The sequence below is a fragment of the Propionivibrio limicola genome, assembly GCF_009469695.1.
Classification (GTDB): domain Bacteria; phylum Pseudomonadota; class Gammaproteobacteria; order Burkholderiales; family Rhodocyclaceae; genus Propionivibrio; species Propionivibrio limicola.
In genome coordinates this window covers 31,580-57,490 of the sequence record NZ_SSSR01000018.1, presented here as the reverse complement: position 1 = coordinate 57,490, position 25,911 = coordinate 31,580, and the positions used below count along the sequence as shown (strand labels likewise).

Here is a 25,911-nt window from a genome sequence, read left to right as displayed (position 1 = left end):
AAAGTCTTGTAAATACTGGCTGAGAACAGGATGCTCTGATGGCCGGGAAAGTCTGGTGCGAAAGAAGGGACTCGAACCCTTACGCCTTGCGGCGCTGGAACCTAAATCCAGTGCGTCTACCAATTCCGCCACTCTCGCGCTCAATCGGGCATTCTAACCGAGATCGCCCTATACTGTCAGCCGTGAGTTTCAGAATCGCCCCCAAACGCAGCCTCGCAGGCCTTGCCCTGCTTGACCTGCCGTAAAGCCTTAATCCTCTGTTGCCCGATGCCCGTCGATCACTACGAAAACTTCCCTGTTGCTTCAATTCTACTGCCCAAACATCTGCGCGAACCGATCGAAGCCATCTACCGTTTTGCCCGTAGCGCCGATGACATTGCCGACGAGGGTGATGCCAGCGACGACGAACGCCTGAAGGAGTTGGCCGTCCACAAATCGGAACTTGATCGCATCGAACGTGGCGAACCGCCCCATGGCATCCAGTTTCGCCTACTCGCTCAGGTCATTGCGCGCTGGAAGCTGCCGATTCAACTCTTTCGCGATCTGCTCGATGCTTTCGCTCAGGATGTCGTCAAGAAGCGCTACGCCGATTACCCGGAGCTTCTTGACTACTGCCGCCGCTCCGCAAACCCGGTCGGTCGCCTGCTTCTGCATCTCTTCGATCGGGCAAGTGACGAGAATTTGCGCCGCTCCGACAGTATTTGCTCGGCACTGCAACTGATCAATTTCTGGCAGGATATCGGCATCGATTGGCAAAAGGGGCGTGTTTATCTCCCCCAGGACGAACTCGTACGCTTCGGCGTCAGCGAAAACTCGATCGAAGCACAGCGCTGCACTCCGGAATGGACAGCCTTGCTCGACTTCCAAATAGAACGCTCGCGACAACTGATGCTCGACGGCGCTCCGCTGGTGCGAGAATTGCCCGGACGTATGGGCTGGGAAATTCGCCTGACGGTTCAAGGGGGACTGCGCATCCTCGACAAAATTCAGCGGGATCGAGGAGATATTTTCCGCCATCGTCCGTTATTGCAGCCGATCGATTGGTTGCGCATGGGCAGCCGCGCGCTGTTTATGTAAGAATCGCGGCCATTCCGACCGAGAAGCAGCGCATGACCCCTGAAGAATATTGCCAGCAAAAGGCCGCCGCGAGCGGCTCCAGTTTCTATTACAGCTTTCTTTTCCTCCCTCCGAACCGGCGGCGCGCCATCACGGCGCTTTATGCGTTTTGCCGAGAAGTGGACGACGTCGTCGACGAATGCGACGACCCGCAACTCGCCGCCGCCAAGCTGGCCGGGTGGCGAGCCGAACTCGACCACATGTACGAAGGCCAGCCGGGGCACCCGGTCACGAAAGCCATTCAACCGTTGCTGGGTGAATTCAACATTCCGAAGGAGCAACTGCTCGAAATCATCGACGGCATGGAGATGGATCTTCAGCAGTCGCGCTACCTCGACTTCAAGGCGCTCTCGCTCTACTGCTACCGTGTCGCCAGTGTCGTGGGCTTGCTGGCCGCGGAAATCTTCGGGTTTACCGACCGCCAGACGTTGAAGTATGCGCACGACCTCGGCATGGCGTTCCAACTGACCAACATCATCCGTGACGTGGGTGAAGATGCACGGCGCGGACGCGTGTATCTGCCAATGGACGAGTTGAAGCGCTTCGGCGTCACCGTTTCCGACATCCTCAACGCCCGCCAAACGGACAATTTCCGGGCGCTCATGGAATTTCAGATCGCACGTGCGGAACAGTATTACGCGCAAGCCATGAGCCAGCTCCCCACGGCGGATCGAAAATCGCAACGCCCCGGACTGGTCATGGCAGCTATCTACCGCACGCTGCTCGAAGAGATCAAGCGTGACGGCTGCAAAGTCCTCACCCAACGCACTTCGTTGACGCCGCTGCGCAAGCTCTGGCTTGCCTGGATTACGTGGGTCAGAGGGTAATTCTTCGGTATGAAAGCCGTCTATCTCGCCGGCCCCGACGTTTTCCATAAGGAAGCTCCGGTACTGGCCGAAAAGCACAAGGCGCTCTGCCGATTGTATGGATTCGAGCCTCACCACCCCTTTGATCAGCCGATCCCCACGGCAGGCAACATCTTCCAAACGAACATCGACCTGATCCGACGCGCAGACGCCGTAGTCGCCAATCTCAATCCTTTTCGCGGCACGGAAGTCGATTCCGGCACCGCGTTCGAAGTCGGGTTCGCCATCGCACTCGGCAAGCCCGTCGTTGGCTACATCGGCAAGGCGGAAACCCAGATGCAGCGTATTCAGCGCCTGTACGGAGAAATCACTTATTTTGAAGGCGAAGGCCTCTGGCGCGATCGCGAGGGAAACATGGTCGAAGATCTCGGCCACCCCGTGAATCTGATGCTCGCCGAGTCCTGCACGATTGTCATTGGCGACCTGGAAGATGCCTTGGCCAAGCTGTGCGGACTTGGCCTGACTGATTCGATGATTATTTGAACCGCCCTCCTTTCCCGAGGAATCGGGGAAAAGGAACACGGAAACGGAAAGGCCAACCGCGAACGGTTGGCCAGCCAGCTGAGAGCCGGGATCCCCGATGCGACTATATTTTGCGCGGCTGAGTCATTTTCTCCGGCGTCAGGATGTCATCGAGCGCTTCCTTGCTGAGCCATCCCTTCTGCAAAACGAGGTCGTAGACACTGCCGTTCGTCGCCAAAGCCTCCTTGGCAATCGCTACCGACTTCTCGTAACCGAGGATCGGATTTAGCGCCGTCACGAGTCCAATGCTGTTCTGCACATATTCACGGCAACGCTCGGCATTGGCCTCGATGCCGGCAACGCAGCGGCTATTGAGGACGATGGCCGCGTTCTTGAGAATCATCAATCCATGCAGCAGACAGTAAGCGATGATCGGCTCGGCCATGTTCAGTTCCAGCTCGCTCGCCTCGGAGGCCATGGCAACGGTCACGTCGTAGCCGATGACGGTGAAACAGACCTGACTTACCATTTCGGGAATCACCGGATTGACCTTTCCCGGCATGATGGACGATCCGGGCTGCATCGCCGGCAACCTGATCTCGTACAGACCGCAACGCGGACCTGAAGAAAGCCAGCGCAAATCGTTACATATCTTCGAGAGCTGCACGGCCGAGCGCTTCATGTTGCCGGACATCTGAGCAAACACGCCCGAATCCTGCGTTGCCTCGACCAGGTTTTCTGCCTTGCGCAGCTTGAGGCCACTGATCGCCGAAAGTTCCTGGGTAACCAGATCGGCATATCCGGGCGGACTGTTGATGCCGGTGCCAATCGCCGTCGCACCCATGTTGATTTCGAGCAACTCGTCGGCAGCTGTCCGCATGCTCTTCATGGCGCCGGCGATCATCACAGCATAGGCGCCGAATTCCTGCCCGAGAGTCATCGGGACGGCATCCTGATTCTCCGTCCGCCCCATCTTGAGGATCTGGGCAAACTCCCGTTCCTTGGCCTCCAGCGCCGCCTTCAGCTCGCCCAGAGCTCCCAGCGTGTCCTGCAGCGAAAAATAGACGGCAAGCTTGATGGCCGTCGGATAGGCATCGTTGGTGGACTGGGAGCAGTTAACATCGTCATTGGGGTGAAGGTGCTTGTACTCCCCTTTCGCGAGCCCCATCAGCTCCAGCGCACGGTTGGCGATAACCTCGTTGGCATTCATGTTGGTCGATGTGCCGGCTCCGCCCTGAATCATGTCCACCACGAAGTGGTCGTGAAGCTTGCCGGCGAGAATTTCGTCACAGGCCGCAGCAATGGCCTCCATCTTTTCTTCCGCCAGCACACCCAGCTTGCCGTTGGCGAGGGCTGCCGCCTTTTTCACCATCGCCAGGGCATCGACAAAGTGGGCGAAATTCTTCAACGGCATGCCTGAGATGGGGAAGTTCTCCATGCCACGCAAGGTCTGGACCCCGTAATAGGCAAAAAGTGGTACATCCCGGTCGCCGAGAAGGTCGTGTTCGCGGCGCACGGCCGTGAGCAGCGCATCGGGGCTGGCCTTGCCGGCCAGCTGATCGGCGGCATACCGCAAGCGCTCGCTCTGCCGCTGGGCGCCCCGGGCGACCACACGGTAAAAGACCTCCGGCCGGCTCTTCCGAAGCTCCTCCCATACTTCACGCGAAATCTGCCAAACGCTCGCCCCGCCGCGGGTAAATGCGCTGGTCGAATGCGGCGCGTCATCCATCGCCGCGCCTTCGGAAATCATCGCGCCCTGCGCGAGCGTGGAGAGATGTGTCGCTGAACCATGCAGACCGCGCACGATGGCCACTTCGCCTTCCTCGACAAACCCGACCCAGCGGCGTGGCGTCGATTCGTGGAACAGATATTCGCCGGGCGCATAACGCTTCCGCTCGCCCTTCGCGGCAATTGCACGAAGATCATCTTCCGAGATACCCAAAGACTCGGCGGCATTGCTGATGATGGTATCGAGAACCGACATGTTCATATCCTTTCCTGATTACGCGCCAACGACAAATGTAGGAAACCGGGCTGCGCGGCCAATGCACCAAAGTCCCGTCAAGTCATAAAGGCCACGATGACCGGCCCCCATGCGGTCAACAGAATGTTTCCCACGGCATATGGAACCGTGTAACCGAGAACGGGGAGCTTGCTCTGCGATTCGTCCTGCAACGCCTTCAAACCCGCTGTCAGCGTTCCGGCCCCCGTGCACACGCCCAGCAGGATGACGGGATTCATTCGCAGGACGTAGCGCCCGACCAGCAAGCCGATGATGTGCGGCACTACCGCAACGATGATGGCAACGAATACGAGACCAATGCCCGTCTGCTTCACGCCGGCAACAAAGGTCGGCCCAGCCCCGAGACCAACGATCCCGATAAACGTACACAGCCCCACCGTATCGAAGACCCAAAGCGCCGCTTCCGGGATACGCCCGAAGGTTGGACGAATGGAACGCAACCAGCCGAACACCAAACCCATAACGAGTGCGCCACCACTGGCGGTGAGAGTAATCAGAACGCCCCCGATCGTCACCGAAAGCAAACCGACCAGCCCGCCCAGCACGATCCCCACACCGACAAAGACCATATCCGTGGCTTCGGATACAGGATCGGCATAACCGATGGCCTGCGCCGCCCGTTCGACATTGCGCCGTTCGCCGGTAATCTGGAGCAAGTCGCCCCGAAACACCTGGGTACCGGCTACAAACGGAATTTCCTGACCGGCGCGGACAAGTTTGACCAACGCCACCCCTCGCCCGTGACGCTCCGCGAGTTCGAGGAGCGTCGCTCCCACCAGCGCCTTGTTGGTAAGCACCACGTCAAGGTTGGCCAGATGGAACTCCAACAGCCCGCGATCTTCCACTTCCGGCCCGATTTTCGCCCCAACCTCAAGGATGGCATTACGACGGGCGGTCACGGCAAGGATGTCACCTTCCCGCAGCACGGTATCGGCTTCCGTATCGAGCAATTCATCACCGCGCCGGATACGCTCTACGAAGAAGCGCACCCCCGGCAAGGAAGCCTCGAACTGACCGGCGGTTTGTCCGGCGATTCCCGGCTGGGTGACTTGGAAAGCGCGCAGATCCCATTCACGGTAGGAAGAAAGAATGCCCGGCTCAAGCTCTTCCTTGCCCGACATTTCCACGCCCAGTTTTTTGCTCTCGGCGCGCAGGTCAATGCGCATCAGCCGCGGCATCAGGAACGAAAGGAACCAGACGAGGAATGTCGTGCCGACGAGATAGGTCACGGCGTAAGCAACGGGAATGTTGTTCACCAGCCGGAGTTTTTCCGCTTCGGAGATTGGCAACCGGTTGATGGCATCACCGGCGGTCCCGATTACCGTCGACTCGGTAAACGCACCGGCCAGCATCCCGGCCGCTGTTCCCGCGTCATATTTCATGATCTTGGCTGCGACGACAGCCGTGATGAGCGACGAGACGCAAATAATCACCGTCAGCAGCAGCTGAGGGAGAGCATCTTTTTTGAGTCCACGGAAGAACTGCGGTCCAACCTTGTAGCCAGTAGCAAAGAGAAAGAGATTAAAGAAAACCGTCTTGACGGTCGGCGAAACGATAATCTCCATTTGCCCGATGATCACCCCGGCCAACAACGTCCCCACAACGGTGCCGAGCGAGAAATTGCCGAATCTGAGGCGGCCGATGAAAAAACCCAGCGCCAGCGTAAGGAAAATGGCCAGCTCCGGGTATTGGCGGAATATTGCCACGAGGTTTGTCATGATGATCTCCGGCGTAATAACCACTTTCAATATAGCGAGCCGCTTTACCCTTACAACATCGCTTCTCCGCCGACCTGTTGCGCAAAGGAATGATCCACCGCGCCGTTTAGTTCTCCGGCGACCGGGCCGGAGCGGTATACCACCGCTCCGGAGGGACAACCTTCGGCTGCTCTGGATCGCCCTCGTAGGATGGAGTCATTATCTGGACGCCATACTCATTGAATAGATCGAGGATATTGCGGTGCAACTCCGTATAGAGGCGGAACATTTCCCTCGGATCGGCGCAGTAGGCATTGATCTCGTAAGTGACGTTGAACTCGCCGAGCGCAGTCTGCCGAACGAAAGGCGGCGGATCCCGAAGCAGGTCGGGCGTACGTGCGACAGCTTCCAACAGCATCGCCTCCACCTGGCGCCAGGGAGTCCCGTAGCCAATCCCCACCGTGGTATGAAGGATCAATCCCCGCGTACGAGCCAAAGTGCTGAAATTGACAACCTCACTGTTGAGAATTGTCGAGTTGGGAATCGCCACCAACTCGTTCTTCGGCGTACGCAGATGGGTCACCATCAGGTGCACCTGTTCCACATCGCCCAGATAACTGCCGATGCTGACCCGATCGCCGGCTTTGAAGACGCGGCGATAGGTCATCGTATAACCGGCGATCAGATTACCTATCACCGAGGACGAACCGAGCGAGAAAATGACGCCGATAAAGATCGATACCCCCTTGAAGGCTTCCGATTGCGAACCAGGAATATACGGATAGGCCACGATCACCCCAAGAGCGATCAGCAGGAGCCTAATCAACCGGTAGGTGGGCATGGCCCACTCCGGATCGAATGACGCCATGACGACCGTACCGTCGCGGATGTTGTCGAAAAAGTGGCGGACCAGTTTCAGCGTGTAGCGAAGGAGGAAGAAAAGAACTGCCAAAAACGCCAGCTTGGGAACCGCCTGAAGAAATCCAAGGCCCAGCGTACGCAACGGATTCAGCAGCAGTTCGATCAGGTCGCCGGCCAGCCCGCGCGTCCAGGGAAACAACACGAGGACGCTGCTCAAGTAAAGATAAACAGCCGTCAGTACCACGACGACCCACAACAAAGAGATCGCGCCATTCAGCACCCCCCAAAGCTGCTGGGCCCTGACAACCCTGAACGTCTGGAACTGGACATCGTGGATTCTCTGCCGCAGACGTTGCTCAAGGAATGCGCGTGCCTTGCGAAACAGCCGCGCTCCGGCCAAAAAAATCAACGCGAGGACAAAGGTCGAACCAAGGGCGACCAGCGCGTTGCGCTGCAACGTGGCGGGCGTTCGATCATGGCGCCAGTTGTCAACCGCATCGCCGACCCGAGTCAGAAAGAGCGAGGCCAGAATGTGCCGTTCAATATTCTCCAGACGGGCATCCGCATCGGTGAGGCCCATTACCATGTGGCTCCCGGCCATTAGCACACTGAGGCCGGGCCGCGACTCATCGATACGCAGAGCCTCCCGTGAAAAGCCCGGATCGGCGGCCAGTGCAGAAATTCGGTCAGCGATAACCTGTGCCCGCTTTTCGGCGGGCAATGCCGAAACGCCGCGCACCTTGAACAGGACGACGCCGTCGATCACGACCGGGGCGCTGTCCACCGCTTCCAGCCCCGCCCCATCATCTGACCTGACAGCAGAACTCTGCGCCGGAAGGTCAGGGGGAGTCGCTGTGGGAGCCTCCTGCGCTCCCGCCACCTCGGCGACAAGCAATAACAGCAATGCCGCCGCCAGCAAGAGGATCAACTTCAGGAAGGACGATCGATTCGTCATGGCGCACCTTTCTTATCAATGGCACTCGCGAACCGCTCTGGAACGGTGGAAAAACCTACCTCCACTTACGATCCAGTCGTGCCCTGCAGTCTCAGTCTAGCCAGCGGAGCACGGCGTTCAAGCATTGGGCGACTCAAAACGCCTGATCTCGGCCAATGCCTCATGCAGGTTCATTTCGCCGGCGTCGAGGAGTTTGTCGACCAGATGCTCGGTCAGCGGCTTGAACTCGGCCAGGGTGGCTTTCGTTTCCGCATACAACCGCTCGCTCTGCGCTTCCATCAGGCTGCGCGTTTCCTCGTCCAGCGAACGGCTTCGCGCACCTTGGCCCTCACCGCCCAGCGCGCCGAAATTCAGGCGGGTCTTGCGGTACATGCCCATTTCGCCAACGGCGTGATGCAGCAGTTGCGTCACGCGGGTAATGTCGTTGTAGGCGCCGTTGGTCGTCCCGTCCTCGCCGAAGAAAAGTTCCTCGTTGGCCATTCCGCCGAGCAACACGCGTACGTCGTGCTCGATGTCGCCCTTGGTCTTGAGCAGATTGACGCCCTGCTTGTGGAAGACGAAGCCCAGCGCATTGCTGCGCGGATTGGCCTTGAGCGAAATCTTGATCGTCTTCATGTGGGCCAGGATCAGTTCCCAATTGTCGTTGGTCCGCTGACGTTCATGCGCGAGATCGACGAGGAAATGCCCCCACTCGTGCACCGCAATGATCCGCCGGTCCCGCTCGCGCTCGTCCGTCGTGCTCGTGTTGACGTTGCCCACCAGCACCCGCTCCGCCGCCTGCATCAGGATGTCGGCGCCAATCATCCCGCCGGCCTGCACGGCCATGATGCCCGCCTGATTGATGATCGTTTCAAGATCCGCCGGACTCCTGCCCTCGGTCACGTCGACCAGATGTCCGAGATCGAGATCGGCAAGCACCTTCCCGGCCCGCTGGCTCAGGTAATGGCCGATGATGGCGAGTCGTTCCTCGCGGTTGGGCATGCGGAAGTCGACCTTCATCTGGAAGCGCCGCAGCATGGCCTCGTCCATCTGCATCGTTTCGCTGTTGAAGTTGCTGGCCACGATCCAGATGATCTCGGCTTCGTCCCGGCTACGCACGCCGTCCAGCACGGAAAGGAGCGTGTTCGCCGTATCGTCGTCGAATTTCCGACGACCGCCGCGCTTCATGAAAAGGTCCTGCGCCTCATCCAGGAACACGATGCAACGCCGGCGCCGCTTGGCCATGGCGACGATCCGGCCGAGCGTGCCTGAACCACCGGCGACGTAACCGGTTTCAAGGTCGGTCGCCGAATGAAAGAGGATGGGAAGCCCGAGTTCCTTGGCGAGATAACTGGCCAGCTTGGTTTTGCCGGTACCGGCCGGTCCGCTGAACATCACGTTGAACGGTCTGCGGACGCCATACTCCGCATACTCGGCCCGACGCTGATACAAATCCTTGATCTGCGCCACTTCGGCTTTGATGTCATCCATGCCGACAAGGTCGTCAATGGAGCCTTGCACCTGCGACGGCTCAATGAATTTGAGCGATTTGAACTGTCCTTTGAACTGGGAGTAGAGAAAAATCAGCAGGCCGAGCATCAACGCCGACGAAAGCAAGGCACTTAATCCCGCCTTCCAGTTCGCCTGCTCGAGATGCGGACGAGCGCTGGCAAAGCGATAGTCCAAACGCTCGAATACCTCCAACTGGCTGGCGCTCAGCTCACCGCGCGGAATGAAATCGAGCTTCTGCCCCCACGGCGCACTAACGGCCCGGTCGGTAAAGATCTTTGTCTCCATGTCGCTGGGGTAAAAGGCATATTGGTTGCCCTGCGACTCGACCAGAATGATGCGCTCGGCAACGTTCCACATCAGCGGCTCGTAGATCACGTTGATGCGCTCGATCGGGTTGTTTTCGAGAAAGACGAGCAGCGAACCGGTCCCGAAGACCACGGGGAGCGTATCGTTGAATTTCCATACTCCCTCCCCCGACTTCCCGGCAACGTCCATCGCCTTCACCTGCTCGGCCAGGGCTTCCCTCTTTTGCATGAGGGCGAACGTGTAGATGCCCGTTGCCGGAGCAAGCAATGCCATCACCACCACCATCAGCCTGATGGTCGTCGATTGGATCGCGAACCAATCCTGCAAGCGGCCGCTGGCTTTCTTTAGAGTGGGCCACAAACGCCTTGCGGCCGTTTTCCCGTTGCTGGGTTTAGGCAAATCCGCCATTGCCGTTTCTCCTTTTTTGGGCACTCGCCGTGTTCGACCGTTAAAACCGGCATCACCGTCGTTCGTTCCAAGCGGCGACAGACGGCCACGACAAGCTTGACCGGGTGTTACGGAAAAAACGCCCGACCCTTTCACATTAATTCACGTCTTGTATTTCCGCCCGACAAAATTCGGAACACGCCGCGACTACGGCCGAATGCGCTCAGCCATGAGCAACGGGAGGCCTCCCAAAGCCCCCATCTGAAGACATTCAATATCGACATAACCGATTGATTAAAAGCCTCTTTCAGAATATCGCGCCCGTTGGGAACACAGCGCCGCCGTGGGCGGTCTTAAGTTCCGGGAACATCATCCGTAATTCCTGCCATGAACGGCAGCAACAATAATCTCCCTCACGGGCGATTCTTCCCCGGCACTGAATTCCAGCAGCGGGAAGTTGCACCGCTCTGACGTAGCAGAAGGAGGCACGCAAGCGCATGAAAATGAAACATTTAACTTTCGATGAAGCAAGTGAAATCCTCGATGAGGCAACCTACTTGCAGCCGGCCATAAAAAATGGCGAGAAAGCTATTCACTTCGGCATTGATAGAGAAGGACGTGAGTTCATCCTGATCATTTCCGGTGTATTGGGCGAGGGGAAGCTTGGCTTCTTTTGAGTCAACAGACCCTTGAGTGACAAGGAGGCGAGTTTTTGAGCGGCAGTAGTTTTTCCTGCTCTTCAACATCGCTGCCGACCAGTAGTCATTCAACGGAAAAAGCGAACCACCAAGGCACCAAGCACACCAAGAGAGCACCAAGTTAACACCCTGTTTTCTTGGTGAATCTTTGTGCTCGTGGTGTCTTGGCGGTGAGGCATTTAGTCATGCGCTTCAACATGACGTACGATTAGGCACACGGTGGGTTTTCGGGCGGCAACTCGCTGTTCCGCCTGATTTTGCCCATTTGATCTCTCAGCGCCTGCAACTCGTTGCCGAGGACATCCAGTTCCTCGCAAAGCATTCTTGCGATAACCACAAGCGCCGCTTGGGGAGTCTCGGCCTCGACCCGCGCTGCGTCGATCCGACGCTGCAGCATTTCGCCCAGCACTCGTTGTCGTCCGGACGTGCCGAGAAACTCCCCTATCGCCTTCCGGCGGCGGATTTCGAACGCTTCGGGATCAACCCGGGCCAGGAAGGCCCATTCCTCAAAGATAAAATCGCTTTCATTTTTCATCTTGCCTCCCGCGGCACAAACGCCCACCTATTCGGGACATCGATGAAACAAAAGCCATTCGCAATGGATTTTCCGCCAACAAGGGAAGATCCCAAGCCCTGATGCCCCGGAGACCTTCCCTTTTTCGGCGAAGCCGCACATCTACGCGGCTACGCTCCTTCTGTACCCACCCTGCAATGCCTCAAGCCACCTCGTCAATTCGGCTACCGAAACCTTCGATTGAGCGGCGTCAATATATCCACGTACATCGGCAGAGCACATATGCATCTCCCGAACGACAAACGCGGACAACTCACCTTTCTCAATTGCCTCCTTGATCAGCCTTAAAGCATCGAAGTGGAAGACGTCAATTTCGCTTGCTGCGATATAAGACGCCTCTCGTAAATCAATGCGTTCCATCGAACGAAGCAAAGCTGCGCAATCGCGCGCATATTGTCTGGCTTGTTGAGTTGGGGTAACCATAGTCCTCCTTTTTAAGTTGTCCTTAACCGGAAACCGCACACTCCTTGAGTCGGATTCATCTGTTATTCCCCATCCTTCACTTTCAAGATAGACCGTGCCCTGTCGGAAAACAAAGCCACCTCGGGCGCAAATGGCCTCGTTCGATTGGCCGCCAAGACGAATTTTCGGTATGCTTCGCCCCCCAACAAATCTACCTATTCCGAGGAATGCACTATGAACAAATCAGAACTGATTGATGCCATCGCCGGCAAGGCAGAAATCTCGAAGGCCGATGCGACCAAGGCGCTTGACGCGTTTCTCGATACGATCGTCGAAACCGTTGCCGCTGGCGACGCGGTCAATCTGATCGGCTTTGGCGCGTTCAAAACGTCCGAGCGCGCGGCTCGCCAGGGCAAGAACCCGAAGACCGGTGAAAAGCTCGAAATCCCGGCCGCAACCGTGCCCAAGTTTGCCGTTGGCGCCGGCTTCAAAGCCGCCGTTGCCAAGAAGTAAAAAGGTTTCAGCTAACGTCCCTCGGGGAATTCCCCGAGGCGACATGCCCCCAAGCAGCACCGACTTTCATCCCCTCCCATGACCACGAAGCCCCTCGTCCTATTCGCCCACGGCAAGGAATCCGGCCCGTGGGGCACCAAAATCCAGCATCTGGCTCGTATCGCCGAGCACCACGGATGCGCGGTCCTGAGTCCCGAATACGGTGACCTGCCCGATGCCGACGAACGGGTAAAACGTTTGCTGGCGACGGAGCTTCCAGCTCACGGCCAGTTGATCATGGTCGGCTCCAGCATGGGCGGCTACATCTCCACCGTCGCCTCGACCACGCTAAAACCGGCAGGGCTCTTTCTCATGGCACCGGCGTTCTATTACCCGGGGTCCGCCGAGCAAAATCCGGTGTCCGGGGCCGGCCACACCTGTGTCGTTTTTGGCTGGCACGATGAAATCATTCCGGTCGAACACGGCATCCGTTTTGCCAAGACAATGAGTGCCGAACTGCACGTATTTGATGGCGATCACCGGCTCATCGGCGTCCTGCCCGAGATCGGGGAAATCTTCGATCGTTTCCTGACTCGGATTCTCACCGCCAACGCACCCGAGTGTTGAAATAGGGTCTAACAATCAATTTCTTGACACACCATCGAATTAGCCAAAAAATACGGCTTTTTTTTGTTGGAGTAGACGGAATGAGTGCAGCCTATTTCGCCCTGATCGGCACAAGCAACGAGAACGGTGCCGAAGTCCGTTGGACAACGACGGTCTATAAATCCGAAAGCGACATCATCGCGCTGGCCGAGGAAGAGTGCGAGCGCTCCGGCGAGGATCTTGAATTCATCGCCGGCTTCGAATTGCTCGGCCTCAATAAACGCGGCGGCCGCAGCTGCGACCAGTTCATCTGGTCGCGGGACTGGATGCCGGGAGAGAAACTCAAAACCTCGCTCATAAAACTGAATGACGATGGACGCGCCCACTGGACTTACAACCACACGAAACAGGAAGAAGTTCAGGAATTCCTGACCAAAGCCGAAGCGCTCGGTCTGGGCGAAAATGCCCGCGCGCTGGTCGCCGAGTATTCTCCCAATTTCGCCCCCTCGGTAGCCTGACCATGAGCGGCCGGCACATCGGTTACATCCGCGCCTGTGTCGGCCAAACCGCCCCGCAATTGGATGGCGTACCGCTCAACCGGGTATTTGACGAAACGTTAAACGCCAAGAGCCTGCATGACCGCCCGGTGTTGCGGGCGTGCATCGACTACCTGCTCTCCGGCGACGTGCTGCATGTGGATTCGATGGATCGGCTGGCCGGAAATCTCGCCGACTTGTCCATGACCGTGGAAACGCTGACCGCCAAGGGGGTGACGATTCGCTTCCACAAGGAGGAGCTGGTTTTTGGCGCCGAACAAACACCGATGGGGAAGCTACACATCCGGATGCTGGAGGCGCTAGCCGGGTTCGAGCGGGCCTTGGTCCGCGAACGCCAGCGCGCGGGCATCGAAGAAGCCAGGAAGAAAGGCGTCTATTCCGGACGCAAGCCCACCCTCACCCCGACCCGCGCCCGTGAGCTTTGCCAGCGGGCCGCAGCCGGCGAGCCGAAGGCGCAACTGGCACGCGAGTTCGGCATCAGTCGCGAAGCCGTTTATAAGTACCTGGCACGCGGCATGGCCGACAACTCCTGAACTGCGATGATTGTCACAAGCGTTGGATCGCTGTGGTGATTCTCACCAGCGCCTTTTCAAGCGTCGCCTGCGGACACCCGAAATTGAGCCGCACGAACTGATGGCTATCCGGGCCGAAATCGGCGCCGGGTGACAAGCCAACGCCGGCCTCCTCAAAAAATCGTTGTGGATGATCGATGCCGTGCTGATTGCACAGCTCGCTTGCGTCTATCCAGCCAAGGTAGGTTGCCTCGACGTGCGTCATCTTCAGGCCGGGCAAGCGGGCCACGGTCGCTTCCAGCCGATCACGATTGCCGCGTAGCGTGGCGAGCAGCCCGGAACGCCATTCGGCGCAATCGCGGTAAGCAGCTTCGGCGGCGACCATGCCCAGAGTATTGGGGCAGGAAGGCACGATGCCCTGCATCACCGTCCGGAAGGCGCGCCGGAGTGAAGCGTCGGGAATGATCGCAAAGGCCGTGGCCAAACCCGGCAAGTTGTAGGTCTTGGACGGGGCCATCAAGGTGATGCTGCGCCGCTCGATTTCCGGCGACAGAGTGGCAAATGGCCGATGCTTCAGGCCGGCATCGAGCAGCAAACCGCAGTGAATCTCATCCGAGCAGACGATCAGGTCGTGACGCTCCATGTGCGCGGCAAGCGCTTGCAACTCATCGTCACGCCACACACGGCCGACCGGGTTATGCGGGTGACAGAGGAGGAACAGGCGACCATCGGGATGATCGGCCAACGTCGATGACAGCCGGTCGAAGTCCCACCCCCAGCGACCATTTTGCCGAGCCAGCGGAATCCCGACGGTACGCCGCCCTGAATTGCGTGGCGCGCTCATGAACGGCGGATAGATCGGCGTCGCCGTGAACACCGCGCTATCGGGCTCACCCACCGCCCGGCAGGCGATATTCAGCCCCGGCACCAGTCCCGGCAGCCACACCAGCCAGTCGGCTTCGATCGGCCAGTCGTACTCACTGGCGAGATGGTCGACGATGCATCCGACCTGCGACGACGATGGCACGTTGTAGGTCATCATGCCGTGGTCGAGACGTTGCCGCAGCGCGGCGAGGACTGGCGGCGGCGCGGCAAAGTCCATGTCGGCCACCCACATCGGCAGCACGTCCCGCCCGGCGTACTTATGCCACTTCATCGAATCGGCCAGCGCGCTGGGGAAATGCTCAAAGTCGGAAGTTGTCATCGTCGGCCGTTCCAAATGCAATAAGCGTCAGTCCGCCAGCGCCGCAGTGAAATCGGCGATCAAGTCCTCGATATCCTCGATCCCGGTCGAAATGCGGATGAGCGATTCGGCGATACCCAAGCTTGCGCGCCGTTCCGCCCCCATTTCGAAATAGATCGTCGGTGCCACGGGAATCGCCAGCGTGCGGTTGTCACCAAGGTTGGTCGACGAAATCACGATTTCCAGCTTGCCGAGCGCCGCGATGCAATCGATGCCGTCGATCAGTTCAAACGACAGGATGCCGCTGTTGCCGCAGAACAGCGACTTGGCGCGTTCGTACTGCGGATGATCCGACAGGCCCGGGTAGTAGACGCGCTTGACCTTCGGATGCGCGGCGAGGAATTCGGCCAGCCGTTGCGCGTTGGAACAGGTGCGCTGCATGCGCAGTGCCAGCGTCTCGGCGCCGATCGCCAGATGGTGCGCGGCTTCCGGGCCAAGCGTGGCCCCCGCGTCGCGCAAGCCCTTCTTGCGGATCTGCACGACGCCCCACGTCTTGGTTTCGCCTTTCTTGTAGTGATCGTAGATGTTCGGGTACGTCGACCAGTCGAACAGCCCGGTATCGGTCACCGCGCCGCCGAGCGCGTTGCCGTGGCCGCCGATGTACTTGGTCAGCGAATTGATGACGAGGCTGGCACAGACGCGCTTGGGCTGGAACAGGAAAGGCGTCGTGATGGTGTTATCGACAACATAGAGGACATTGCGCGCCTGACAGACGGCGCCGATGCCGGCCAGATCGGCCACCTGCGTACGCGGGTTGGCGATCGTTTCAACGAAAACCACGCGGGTATTCGGCTTCAGCGCGGCTTCGACGTTGGCCGCCTCGGTCGGATCGACAAAGGTGACTTCGATGCCGAACTGGGCGAAGGTCTCAAACAGGCTGGTGGTATTGCCGAACAGGAAGCTGCTGGCAACCATGTGGTCACCGGCGCGCAACAAGGCAAACAGCGTCGTCGAGATCGCCGCCATGCCGCTGCTGAAGGAGATCGTCGCGAGACCGTCCTCCATCCGCGTGATTTTGTCCTCCAGCGCGGCGGAGGTCGGCGAGCCTTGGCGCCCATAGACGAATCCGGCCTTTTCTCCCTGAAAGACTTTGACGAGTTCATTGGCGTCGGCATAACAGAACGCCGCCGAGTTGTGGATCGGCTTGTGCGTCGCGCCATGCTCAATCGGCTTCGAACGGTCGCTATGCAGCGTGGCAGTGGTAAATCCAGGTTTTTTCATGTTTTTCGCGCCTCAAAGAAGTCCGTGCGTCTGCAGATTTCAAGCACCGAAAGCGGCGGCCCGACTGAACTGGATCGCACAACGATCCCCACACGGGGAAAAGTCGCCATTTTACGCGTACCGCTTATACGAAATCAGACCGTTTCGGCATTTTGTTATGCGCGTCAGAAATATATGGCGTTTCTCCCAGCCGCTCGTCAAACCGCGCCGGCGCTGGAGGTTCGCTCCGTGAAGTTCGCTATACTCGGCGCTCCCACTAACCGCGAGGTGCCTCATGCAACTACCCAAACACAAACTGGCCATGACCGTCCTGATGACCCCGGACATGGCCAATTTTTCCGGCAACGTTCACGGCGGCGCGATTCTCAAGCTGCTCGACCAGGTCGCCTATGCCTGCGCAACGCGTTACTCGAATCGTTATGTCGTCACGATGTCCGTCGACCAGGTCGTGTTCCGCGAACCGATCCACGTTGGAGAGCTGGTGACCTTCCTGGCCTCCGTCAATTACACCGGCAATACGTCAATGGAAATCGGGATCAAGGTGCTGACTGAAGACATCCGCACGCAGGTCATCCGACACGCCAACAGCTGCTTCTTCACGATGGTCGCCGTCGGCGACGATCGCAAGCCGGCCACCGTCCCTCCGCTCAAGCCGGAGACCGAGGACGAGATTCGGCGTCACCGCGCCGCCGAAGTACGCCGGGGATTGCGGCGCGAATTCGAAACGCGGCTGCGCGCCCTGCAATCGGCCCCCACCACGGCTTTCTCCACTGGCCAATATATTTGATCACCAGCCCAACGACCGGCTGTAAACCTGCAAAAAAGGGCAATCCGACGATTGCCCTTTTGTCTTTACAACACAACAGACTGCGCGATATCGCCGCCGGAATCACTCCCCGCCCAGCACCTTGAACAGCGTCATCCGGTTCGTCTGCTCGGAGAGCTGCAGACTGATCAGACTTTTCTGCGCCGTGTAGAGCGAACGCTGCGAATCGAGCACGTTGAGGTAACTATCGGCACCGGAGCGGTAGCGTTCCGTGGACAGGCGCAAGCTGGTGGCATAGGCATCGACCTCGGCCTTTTGCGCCTCCATGCGCTCGTTCAGCGTGCTGCGCTCGGCGAGCGCGTCGGCGACTTCGCGGAACGCCGTCTGCACCGTTTTCTCGTAGGTGGCAACCTGGATGTCGCGGCTGGTTTCGGCCACCGATAACGAGGCCCGGAGCGCGCCGGCATTGAAGATCGGCAGCGTCAACGTCGGCGCAAACGCCCACGCGCGCGTGCCCGCATCGAACAGTTGATTCAGGCTGGAACTCGCGCTGCCGGCGCTGCCGGTCAGCGTGATCGACGGGAAGAAAGCCGCCCGCGCCGCGCCGATATCGGCATGGGAAGCGATCAGCGAATGCTCGGCGGCCACGATGTCCGGACGCTGCAACAGCTGCTCGGACGACAAACCCGCCGGCACCTCGAGCAGCGCCAAGGCGCTTTGGCCGACGCTGTTCGTCGCTGCCGGCCGCAGGTCGTCGGGAACAACCGTCCCGGCCAGCAGGTTCAGCGCATTGCGCGCCTGTTCGACCAGACTCGTATAGTTCGCCACATCGCCGCGCGCCGCTTCCGTCGTCGCCTGCGCCTGTGCGACGGCCAGCCGCGAGACGCCGCCCAGCGCCAGTTGCTTGCGCGTCAGCTCAAGCGTCTTCGTGCGGCTCTCCAGCGTTTCCTGCGCCAGCTTCAGCAGATCCTGGGTGGCAGCCAACGTAAGCCACGCGCTGGTAACTTCCGCGATCAGGCTGGTGCGCACGCTGCGTTGCGTCGCCTCGGTCGTCAGGAAGCTCTGCAGCGCCGATTCCGATAGATTCGACAAGCGGCCGAAGAAATCGAGCTCGTAGGACGTGATGCCGAGCCCGGCACTGTACTTGCGGTTGATCGCGCCCTCGTAGCGACTCGACGAGCCGCCAACGGTCGCATTGATCGCCGGATACAGCGCCGCATCCTGAATTTGATACTGCGCCCGCGCCTTTTCGATATTCAGCGCCGCGATGCGCAGATCGCGGTTGTTGGCGAGCGCCAGCTCGACGGTTTTCCGCAGGCGATCCTCGGTGACGACGCGCTGCCAGTCGAGTCCTTCCACGGTCTGCGCCGAAACGGATTTTCCGTCGATGGTCGCCGGCACGGGCATGTGCGGCCGGGCATAATCGGGCGCCAGATTGGCGCAACCGGCGAGAAGAGTGAAGCAAATCAACGGTGTAACGATGGCAAGCGGGCGCATCAAGCATCTCCTTCCGCGTTGGCGACGACGAGGCCCGCCGCCTCTGACGGCTGACGCCGCCGCTCAAACAGCCGGCAAACGAGGACAAAGAACAGCGGCACGAAGATCAGCCCGAGCACTGTCGCCGTCGCCATGCCACCGAGCACGCCGGTGCCGATGGCGCGGCGGCTGGCCGAACCGGCGCCGCTGCTGAAGGCGAGCGGCAGCACACCGAACATGAAAGCCAGCGAGGTCATCAGGATCGGGCGCAAGCGCAAGCGCACGGCTTCCAGCGTCGCCTCGACCAGCGTCTTGCCCTGCTCGCGCAGCGCCTTGGCGAATTCGACGATCAGGATGGCGTTCTTCGCCGACAGGCCGACCGTGGTCAGCAAGCCGATCTGGAAATAGACGTCGTTTTCCAGCCCGGCCAGCCAGGTCGCCAGCACCGCGCCGATGATGCCGAGCGGCACGACAAGCAGGACGGAGAACGGGATCGTCCAGCTCTCATAAAGCGCCGCGAGACAGAGAAAGACGAAGAGGATCGAGATCGCGTACAGCGCGGGGGCCTGCGAACCGGCCAGACGCTCCTGGTACGACTGCCCGGCCCATTCGTAGCTGATGCCGGATGGCAGCTGCTTGATGATCTCCTCGACCGCCGCCATCGCATCGCCGGAGCTGACGCCTTCCGCCGGCGAGCCGACGATCTCGTAGGACGACATGCCGCTGTAGCGTTCCAGCTTCGGCGAGCCATAGGTCCAGTCGGTTTTCGAGAAGGTCGAGAACGGCACCATTTCGCCGGCGCTGTTGCGCACATGCCAACGTGCCAGGTCGTCCGGCTTCATGCGGAAGTCGGCGTCGCCCTGCACATACACCTTCTTGACGCGCGACTTGTTCAGGAAGTCATTGACGTAAGTGCCGCCGAGCGCCGTAGATAGAGTGCTGTTGATGTCGCTCGTTGCCAGTTTCATCGCCGAGGCTTTGCGATCGTCGATGGCCACCGAGAATTCGGCGACGTCGTCGAGACCGCTGGCGCGCACCTGCGTCAATCGCTTGTCCTGACGCGCCAATTGCAGGAATTGATCCCTCGCCTTGACCATCGCCTCGTGGCCGTTGCCGGCGAGATCCTGCAATTCGACGGTGAAACCGGCGTTCGAGCCGAGGCCGCGCACGGCCGGGGGAAGCAGGACGAACAGGCGGGCGTCGCGCAGGCCGCTCATCGCGCCGGTCATTTCGCGCGCCAGCGAGGCGGCATCGTGGCCCTTGCCCTTGCGCTCGCTCCAGTCCTTCAGCTTGATGAAGGCGTTGGCCGAGGCCTGGTCGCCGCTCAGACCGACGAGCGCGATGTAGTCCTTGACGTCGGGATGCTTCGAAAGGTAGTCCTCGAACTGGCGCAACACGGCGTCGGTGCGCGTGAAGGTCGCGCCGGCAGGCATCTGGACCACCGCCATCAGCATGCCCTGATCCTCATCGGGCAGGAAGGACGTTGGCAGGCGCATGAACGACACGGCCAGCACGCCGAGAATCAGCGCGTAGATGGCCATGAAGCGCTTGCCGCGCTGCAGGATGCCGGCGACGCTGCTCTGGTAACGGTCGCTGCCGCGCACGAAGGCATGGTTGAAGGCGGCGAAGAAACGTTGCGCCGGGCCATGCGGCTTGGCGTCTTCGTGATGATCGACGTCGGAGAGGCGCAACAGCGACGCGCACAGCGCCGGGGTCAGCGTCATCGCCACCAGCACCGAAAGCAGCATCGAAGACACGATGGTGATCGAAAATTGCCGGTAGATGACGCCGGTCGAACCGCCAAAGAAGGCCATCGGGATGAACACCGCCGAGAGGACGAGCGCGATGCCGATCAGGGCGCCGGTGATTTCATTCATCGATTCACGCGTCGCCTCGCGCGCCGACAGGCCGCGGTCGGTCATCAGCCGCTCGACGTTCTCCACGACGACGATGGCGTCGTCGACGAGCAGGCCGATCGCCAGCACCATGCCGAACATGGTTAGCGTGTTGATCGAGTAGCCGAACGCCGCCAACACGCCGAAGGTGCCGAGCAGCACCACCGGCACGGCAATCGCCGGAATCAGGGTGGCGCGCAGGTTCTGCATGAACAGGTACATGATGGCGACGACAAGGATCATCGCCTCGACCAGCGTGATCACCACTTCCTCGATCGAGATTTTGACGAACGGCGTCGTGTCGTAGCCGATGTCGGCTTTCATCTGATCCGGAAAGAACGGCTGCAATTCGGCAATCTTGGCTTTCACCGCCTCGGCGACGCCGAGCGCGTTGGCGCCGGTGGCCAGCTTAACGCCCATGGCGGCCGACGGCTTGCCGTCGAAACGCGTCTGGATCGTGTAGCTTTCGCTGCCCAGTTCGACGCGGGCCACGTCGGCCAGGCGGACGATGGTGCCGTCGCTGGCCGACTTAACGACGACGTTGTTGAATTCATCGACGGTGCGCAACTTGCTGCGCGCGGAAATCGTCGCGTTGAGCATTTGCCCCGCCTTGGCCGGCAGCGCGCCGAGCTGGCCGGCGGAGACCTGCGTGTTCTGCGCAGCCAGCGCCGCCGTGATGTCGGACGGCATCAGCGCGTATTTCTCCAGCTTGCCGGGGTCGAGCCAGACCCGCATCGCGTAGCCGGAACCGAACGCCTGCACCTCGCCGACGCCGTCGATGCGGCTGATCACATCGACAAGGCTGGACGACATGTAATCGCCGATATCGGTCGCGGTGACCGCCGGATTGTCCGAGGTCAGCGTCACGATCATCAGGAAGTCGGTGCCCGACTTGGTCACCGTCACGCCCTGGTCCTGCACGGCCTGCGGCAACTGCGACAAGGCTTGCTGCACCTTGTTCTGCACCTGCATCTGCGCCACGTCGGGGTTGGTGCCGGCGGTGAAGGCGAGCGTCACGCGCGCGCTGCCGTTCGAGCTGCTGGAGGATGCCATCGACTGCAGGTGGTCGAGTCCCTTCATCTTCTGCTCGATGACCTGCGTCACCGAATCCTCGACCGTCTTCGCCGAGGCGCCGGTATAGGTGGCAGAAACGGACACCTGGGTCGGCGCGATGTCCGGGTACTGCTCCAGCGCCAGTTGGTGAATCGACAGGGCGCCGGCCAGCATGATGACGATGGCGATGACCCAGGCGAAGATCGGGCGGTCAATAAAAAAACGGGCCATTGTTTTCCCCTTACCCGGCCGTTGCGTTCTTCGCCGCCGGCTTTTCGCCTGTCGCCGGCGCCGCCTTGGCATCGGCCGCCACGGCATTGACCGTCTGCCCCGGACGGACCTTGGCCGATCCCTCGACGATGACCTTGTCACCGGCCGCCAGCCCGCTCGTCACCCGCCAGCGATGATCGACCGCCTCCGCTACCGTAACGCTGCGTTGTTCGACCTTGCCTTCCGGCAACACCACGAGCGCCGTCGCCCGCCCGGCGTTGTCGCGGCCGATGCCTTGCTGCGGCACCAGCAACGCCTGCGGATCGGTGGCCTGCTCAAGCCTGGCGCGCACGTACATGCCCGGCATCAGCAGGCGTTCGGGATTGGGCACGAGCGCCCGGAGCGTTACCGCGCCCGTCGTCGTGTTGACCGTGACGCCGCTGAACTGCAGCTTGCCTTCATGCGTGTAGGTGCTGCCGTCTTCCAGTTGCAGCTGGATGCGCACCTCGTTGTCGCCGGCGCCCTTCAATTTGCCGCTGGCCAGCGCCTGCCGCAACTGCAGGACTTCGGCGCTCGACTGGGGAATATCCACATAGATCGGATCGAGCTGCTGCACGGTTGTCAGCGCCGTATCCTGATTGGCCGTCACCAGCGCGCCGGGCGTGACCGACGAGGTCTCGATGCGGCCGTTGATCGGCGACGTGATGCGTGTATGTTCGAGGTTGATGCGGGCCGTTTCCAGCGCCGCCCTGGCCGCGGCCAGATCGGCCTCCGCCTGTTGCAGGCTGGCCTGCGCGTCCTCGTGATCCTGTTTGCTGATCGCTTCGATGGCGAGCAGTTCGGCCTGCCGTTGCGCCTTCAACCGCGCGGCGTTCAGCGTCGCCTCGGCGCGCGCCACGCTGGCTTTGGCGCTGGCGTAGGCCGCCTGATAACTGGCCGGGTCGATCTGATACAGAAGGTCGCCGGCTTTCACCATCGCGCCCTCGATAAACGAGCGCTTCTGGACGATGCCGCCGACCTGCGGCCGGATCTGCGCGACCATGTAGGCGGAGGTGCGGCCGGACAACTCGGTGGTCAGCGTCAACGGCTGGGCAGCAAGCGTCACGACGCCCACCTCGGGCGCTTTGCCGCCCATGTTCGGAGCCGACTGGCTCTCGCTACACCCGGCGATGAAGGCGCTGCTTATCACAAGGCCAAATGTGGCAACCAACCCAATCCGAAAAGAACGGGCCGATTCAAAAACCTGAAAATGTCTCACTACAAACTCCTCGGAAAACATATGCCGTAAGTCGAAGACACTCGGTAACGCGTCTCCGCCACTCGCCCGCAATCGCGCTCCAATCGGGGCATTCAAAACCGCTGAAAACCGTCAACGGTACGGTTGGTTATATTTTCCGGGGAAATCGATGCTAAACGGTTTCAGCAGAGCAATAACTGATTGCAAACTGTTTCAACACAGCCGCGATCTCGTAATGACGGGCATCCGGATTATTGCAGGGATGGACGCAAGTCAGATTTGGATTGGTATGCGGGTTAAAAAGAGAGTGTGGGGTGGAATTCGGCTACAACCGGACTACCCCCTTTTCAAAAAATCTGATGTACAAGGGGACACTCCGCTCTGAAAGCTGCCTGACCGTCGATACGTGCTATTCGGTCAAAGGCGACCTTAGACCTTTGGTTCTGTTCGATCGGCAATTTATTGGCCACGTACTCTTCTGCTGTAAAACGCGTCGAACGTCAGCTACTCAATCCCGCGAACGCAGTGCGTTAAGACTTCATTGCAATGTCATTCGACCACTGCCAAACTACCGCTATTCCAAAAAATAAAGGGTTTCGTGTCTTACATTCTGATAGTCCTGGCTGCACTCTTAGGCCTTGCTGCGGCATGGGTCATGTTTCAGAAAAAGCCCGCGCAAACGGAGCCAGAGCCAGCAGTTAGCCTACTTGGCGAAACACCTAAGAAATATGCACTTTTCCTCGATCTCGAAACGACAGGCCTCGATCCTGAGAACGACAGGATTACCGAAATTTGCGTGTTGCGCGCGGTTTTTGGGGAGAGCGTCCATGATGGACTGGGTACCCTGATTAATCCTGGCCGGCCAATCCCGCAGCGGGTAGCCGAGTTAACCGGGATTACTGACGAAATGGTGACAGACAAGCCGGGAGAGGAAGTCCTTCACAAGTTTTTCGACTATATCGGCGCCGATCATGTGCATGCCTACAACGCCGATTTCGACATGGGCTTTCTGCGAGCAGCCGCAAAGCGCCTGGGACGATCATTCAACAATGAATCCCGTTGTGTGCTTGAACTGCTGCGCGAGAAGCATCCGAATCTTCGCTCGTATAAGCTGGAAGACGCCTGCGCCGCGTTCGGCATCAACCCCGACGGCAAGGCGCATAGGGCGCAAGGGGACACAATCCGGGCGATTGCTCTATGGGATGCAGTGAGAACAAAAAAGCAGCCTGACGCCGGGTATCTGCGCCATTTCTACGTCGACAACGGCGACGATGACGAAGAATGCGAGGTTTACGGCCATTTCAACATGGCCGGAGAGTGCTTTTACGTACGAACTGTACGCGTGGGGCAATCAGCAATCCCCGACAAGGATCCGATTTGGACGTTCTACACAGAGCAAATGCTGGCTGGGAAATATGATCTTCGCCTGCTGGATGATGAACTTACCTATAAAAAAGCACGAGCCTTCAAAGAAAAACTACTCAAAAAGCACGCTAAAACTGTACTCAATCGCGCTAACCCATGGCGGAAACACAACGCAAAAACGCAGGAGAAATATCGAGCGCTAAAAGACCAAATTGATTCCCTGATTAACTCCGGGAAGCTGGTCGAAAAAGTCAATCCGGATGATGCACTGGAGGCCTACCGACAGGCGCTCAAGTTGGGGGAAGAGCAGTTGGATCTGCTACTGGAAAACAGCTTGTTTGGAGAGGTTGATCGAGCTTACGGAAAAATTCATCGCTGTAATCCGCTAGTGAAAGCTGTGGATCGGATAACGATGGTTTTATGCCGGAACAAGCGACACGACGAGGCGGTCGCCACAGCCAATGATCTATTTAATCGTTACCCAGGCACAAATTCGCTATCCGGGGCGGAGAAAATCCGTAACCGCATTTCAAAGAGGCTGGGAAAGGGTAGCTCTCGGCAACAGGACTGGATACATACTGACGGCCATAACCGTTCATCGAGAATTGCATGAATAGCAGAGACCATTGAGGCATGCTTCCGATCACATGTAGCAGCCAGACTGGGCGACTGCTTTCCTGGGACACCGGCCGTTAAACCAACTCTGCCTCGAACGGCCGGAATAGGTCGTATCCGCCTTTTCTCTAATCCACTCCCCAAGGCTATCCTCCGTGCAAACATGGCCCTGCATTGGAGGCCGCGCACCTACTTCGTCAGAAAAAGCGTGTAGAAACCCAAGCCGACCAGAAAGATTCCAAACACTGTGCGCATCAGATGCGGCGGCAGATTGTTGGCCAGCGTGGCGCCGAGCCATGCGCCGATGAATACCGTGACGGCGAGCAGGATGGCGGCATGCCAGTCGATGTTGCCGGCGCGGTAGTAGGCAAATACGGCGGCCGCGCCGATGGGCGGCAAAAGCACAGCCAGACTGGTGCCGATGGCGCGATGGACGGGGAAGTCGAGCAAGTACATCAATCCGGGAACGATCAAAATCCCGCCGCCGATGCCGAAAATTCCGGAGCTGATGCCTGCGGCCAGGCCGATAAGGACGAGAAGCGCGAACCTCATTCCATACCCTCGGCCCGATGAAATATCGCCAACGACTCGGGAAGCGGCGAATTCTCAGTCATGCACGCCTCCCTGCCGAACGCCGAGCGCGACCAGAATCTTCTCCATCAGGCACCAGCGCGTGACACCGCTTTGCAGCAGGTTGGCACCGACAAACGCGGTGAGGGCAAGGAACCATTCGCTGACGAAGACTGGACTGGCGGGAATGGCCAGGGCGAGCGAAACGAGAATGAACGTACCGGCAATGATGCAGATCAGGCGTTCGGTCGTCAT

At 59.5% G+C, this 25,911-nt stretch carries 23 protein-coding genes and 1 tRNA gene; 10 read left to right on the top strand and 14 right to left on the bottom strand.

Annotated features, from left to right (window positions below):
* Positions 1 to 53 precede the first annotated feature (53 nt).
* A tRNA-Leu gene (locus GH659_RS11885) sits at positions 54 to 138 on the bottom strand.
* 129 nt (positions 139 to 267) lie between these two features.
* On the opposite strand from GH659_RS11885, the gene hpnC reads away from it, so the two are divergent.
* From hpnC to GH659_RS11870, 3 genes are read left to right on the top strand one after another with little or no spacing between them, the layout of a single operon-like run.
* Positions 268 to 1,077 (top strand): squalene synthase HpnC, encoded by an 810-nt coding sequence (hpnC, locus tag GH659_RS11880; protein ID WP_153111626.1) that lies wholly within the window; start codon positions 268 to 270, stop codon positions 1,075 to 1,077.
* Between the two features lie 32 nt (positions 1,078 to 1,109).
* Positions 1,110 to 1,943, top strand: coding sequence for a presqualene diphosphate synthase HpnD (gene hpnD / locus GH659_RS11875; RefSeq protein WP_153111625.1), 834 nt, complete (start codon positions 1,110 to 1,112; stop codon positions 1,941 to 1,943).
* Between the two features lie 9 nt (positions 1,944 to 1,952).
* The gene (locus GH659_RS11870) at positions 1,953 to 2,465 is read left to right on the top strand and encodes a nucleoside 2-deoxyribosyltransferase (protein ID WP_153111624.1); all 513 of its coding nucleotides are present in this window, start codon (positions 1,953 to 1,955) and stop codon (positions 2,463 to 2,465) included.
* A 103-nt stretch (positions 2,466 to 2,568) separates the two neighbouring features.
* Here the strand turns inward: GH659_RS11870 and GH659_RS11865 are convergent, their stop codons facing one another.
* The 4 genes from GH659_RS11865 to GH659_RS11850 form a co-directional block, all read right to left on the bottom strand.
* Entirely contained in the window at positions 2,569 to 4,434 is a 1,866-nt protein-coding gene (locus GH659_RS11865; protein ID WP_211364223.1) for an aspartate ammonia-lyase, read from the bottom strand.
* Positions 4,435 to 4,505: 71 nt separating this feature from the next.
* Entirely contained in the window at positions 4,506 to 6,185 is a 1,680-nt protein-coding gene (aspT, locus tag GH659_RS11860; protein ID WP_153111623.1) for an aspartate-alanine antiporter, read from the bottom strand.
* A gap of 106 nt (positions 6,186 to 6,291) precedes the next feature.
* Positions 6,292 to 7,980, bottom strand: coding sequence for a mechanosensitive ion channel family protein (locus GH659_RS11855; RefSeq protein ID WP_153111622.1), 1,689 nt, complete (start codon positions 7,978 to 7,980; stop codon positions 6,292 to 6,294).
* A gap of 117 nt (positions 7,981 to 8,097) precedes the next feature.
* Complete coding sequence (locus tag GH659_RS11850; RefSeq protein WP_153111621.1) at positions 8,098 to 10,185, bottom strand: AAA family ATPase; 2,088 nt, start codon at positions 10,183 to 10,185, stop codon at positions 8,098 to 8,100.
* A gap of 476 nt (positions 10,186 to 10,661) precedes the next feature.
* On the opposite strand from GH659_RS11850, the gene GH659_RS11845 reads away from it, so the two are divergent.
* Positions 10,662 to 10,841 (top strand): hypothetical protein, encoded by a 180-nt coding sequence (locus tag GH659_RS11845; protein ID WP_153111620.1) that lies wholly within the window; start codon positions 10,662 to 10,664, stop codon positions 10,839 to 10,841.
* Positions 10,842 to 11,070: 229 nt separating this feature from the next.
* Here the strand turns inward: GH659_RS11845 and GH659_RS11840 are convergent, their stop codons facing one another.
* Together GH659_RS11840 and GH659_RS11835 are read right to left on the bottom strand one after the other, a co-directional pair.
* The gene (locus GH659_RS11840) at positions 11,071 to 11,397 is read right to left on the bottom strand and encodes a DUF3135 domain-containing protein (RefSeq protein WP_153111619.1); all 327 of its coding nucleotides are present in this window, start codon (positions 11,395 to 11,397) and stop codon (positions 11,071 to 11,073) included.
* Between the two features lie 141 nt (positions 11,398 to 11,538).
* Positions 11,539 to 11,859, bottom strand: a complete 321-nt coding sequence (locus tag GH659_RS11835) for a hypothetical protein (protein ID WP_153111618.1) — start codon at positions 11,857 to 11,859, stop codon at positions 11,539 to 11,541.
* 213 nt (positions 11,860 to 12,072) lie between these two features.
* Between GH659_RS11835 and GH659_RS11830 the strand changes: the two genes are divergently transcribed.
* The 4 genes from GH659_RS11830 to GH659_RS11815 all read left to right on the top strand — a co-directional run bounded on the left by GH659_RS11830 (position 12,073) and on the right by GH659_RS11815 (position 14,026).
* Positions 12,073 to 12,351: an HU family DNA-binding protein gene (locus GH659_RS11830; protein ID WP_153111617.1), complete on the top strand. Its 279-nt coding sequence runs from the start codon at positions 12,073 to 12,075 to the stop codon at positions 12,349 to 12,351.
* 78 nt (positions 12,352 to 12,429) lie between these two features.
* Positions 12,430 to 12,957: an alpha/beta hydrolase gene (locus tag GH659_RS11825; RefSeq protein ID WP_153111616.1), complete on the top strand. Its 528-nt coding sequence runs from the start codon at positions 12,430 to 12,432 to the stop codon at positions 12,955 to 12,957.
* An 80-nt stretch (positions 12,958 to 13,037) separates the two neighbouring features.
* A complete protein-coding gene (locus GH659_RS11820) occupies positions 13,038 to 13,454 on the top strand; it encodes a hypothetical protein (protein ID WP_153111615.1) in 417 nt (138 codons plus the stop codon).
* A gap of 2 nt (positions 13,455 to 13,456) precedes the next feature.
* A complete protein-coding gene (locus GH659_RS11815; protein WP_153111614.1) occupies positions 13,457 to 14,026 on the top strand; it encodes a recombinase family protein in 570 nt (189 codons plus the stop codon).
* Positions 14,027 to 14,039: 13 nt separating this feature from the next.
* On the opposite strand, the gene GH659_RS11810 is transcribed toward GH659_RS11815, so the two are convergent.
* Positions 14,040 to 15,209 carry a MalY/PatB family protein gene (locus tag GH659_RS11810; protein ID WP_153111613.1) on the bottom strand — a complete coding sequence of 390 codons (1,170 nt, stop codon included), beginning with the start codon at positions 15,207 to 15,209 and terminating at the stop codon, positions 14,040 to 14,042.
* 27 nt (positions 15,210 to 15,236) lie between these two features.
* On the bottom strand, positions 15,237 to 16,469 hold the full coding sequence (locus GH659_RS11805; protein WP_153111612.1) for a cystathionine gamma-synthase family protein: 1,233 nt from the start codon (positions 16,467 to 16,469) through the stop codon (positions 15,237 to 15,239).
* Positions 16,470 to 16,743: 274 nt separating this feature from the next.
* On the opposite strand from GH659_RS11805, the gene GH659_RS11800 reads away from it, so the two are divergent.
* Positions 16,744 to 17,256, top strand: coding sequence for an acyl-CoA thioesterase (locus tag GH659_RS11800; protein WP_153111611.1), 513 nt, complete (start codon positions 16,744 to 16,746; stop codon positions 17,254 to 17,256).
* Positions 17,257 to 17,358: 102 nt separating this feature from the next.
* Here GH659_RS11800 and GH659_RS11795 read toward each other — a convergent pair whose 3' ends face one another.
* From GH659_RS11795 to GH659_RS11785, 3 genes are read right to left on the bottom strand one after another with little or no spacing between them, the layout of a single operon-like run.
* Positions 17,359 to 18,732 carry an efflux transporter outer membrane subunit gene (locus tag GH659_RS11795; protein ID WP_153111610.1) on the bottom strand — a complete coding sequence of 458 codons (1,374 nt, stop codon included), beginning with the start codon at positions 18,730 to 18,732 and terminating at the stop codon, positions 17,359 to 17,361.
* Complete coding sequence (locus GH659_RS11790) at positions 18,732 to 21,890, bottom strand: efflux RND transporter permease subunit (protein ID WP_153111609.1); 3,159 nt, start codon at positions 21,888 to 21,890, stop codon at positions 18,732 to 18,734. Before GH659_RS11790 ends, GH659_RS11795 begins: the two co-directional genes overlap by 1 nt.
* A 10-nt stretch (positions 21,891 to 21,900) precedes the next feature.
* Complete coding sequence (locus GH659_RS11785; RefSeq protein ID WP_281349751.1) at positions 21,901 to 23,004, bottom strand: efflux RND transporter periplasmic adaptor subunit; 1,104 nt, start codon at positions 23,002 to 23,004, stop codon at positions 21,901 to 21,903.
* A gap of 757 nt (positions 23,005 to 23,761) precedes the next feature.
* Here GH659_RS11785 and GH659_RS11780 point away from each other — a divergent pair.
* On the top strand, positions 23,762 to 25,084 hold the full coding sequence (locus GH659_RS11780; RefSeq protein ID WP_153111607.1) for a 3'-5' exonuclease: 1,323 nt from the start codon (positions 23,762 to 23,764) through the stop codon (positions 25,082 to 25,084).
* Positions 25,085 to 25,275: 191 nt separating this feature from the next.
* On the opposite strand, the gene GH659_RS11775 is transcribed toward GH659_RS11780, so the two are convergent.
* Positions 25,276 to 25,638 (bottom strand): sulfite exporter TauE/SafE family protein, encoded by a 363-nt coding sequence (locus tag GH659_RS11775; RefSeq protein WP_153111606.1) that lies wholly within the window; start codon positions 25,636 to 25,638, stop codon positions 25,276 to 25,278.
* Positions 25,639 to 25,692: 54 nt separating this feature from the next.
* Entirely contained in the window at positions 25,693 to 25,911 is a 219-nt protein-coding gene (locus tag GH659_RS11770) for a YgaP family membrane protein (RefSeq protein ID WP_153111605.1), read from the bottom strand.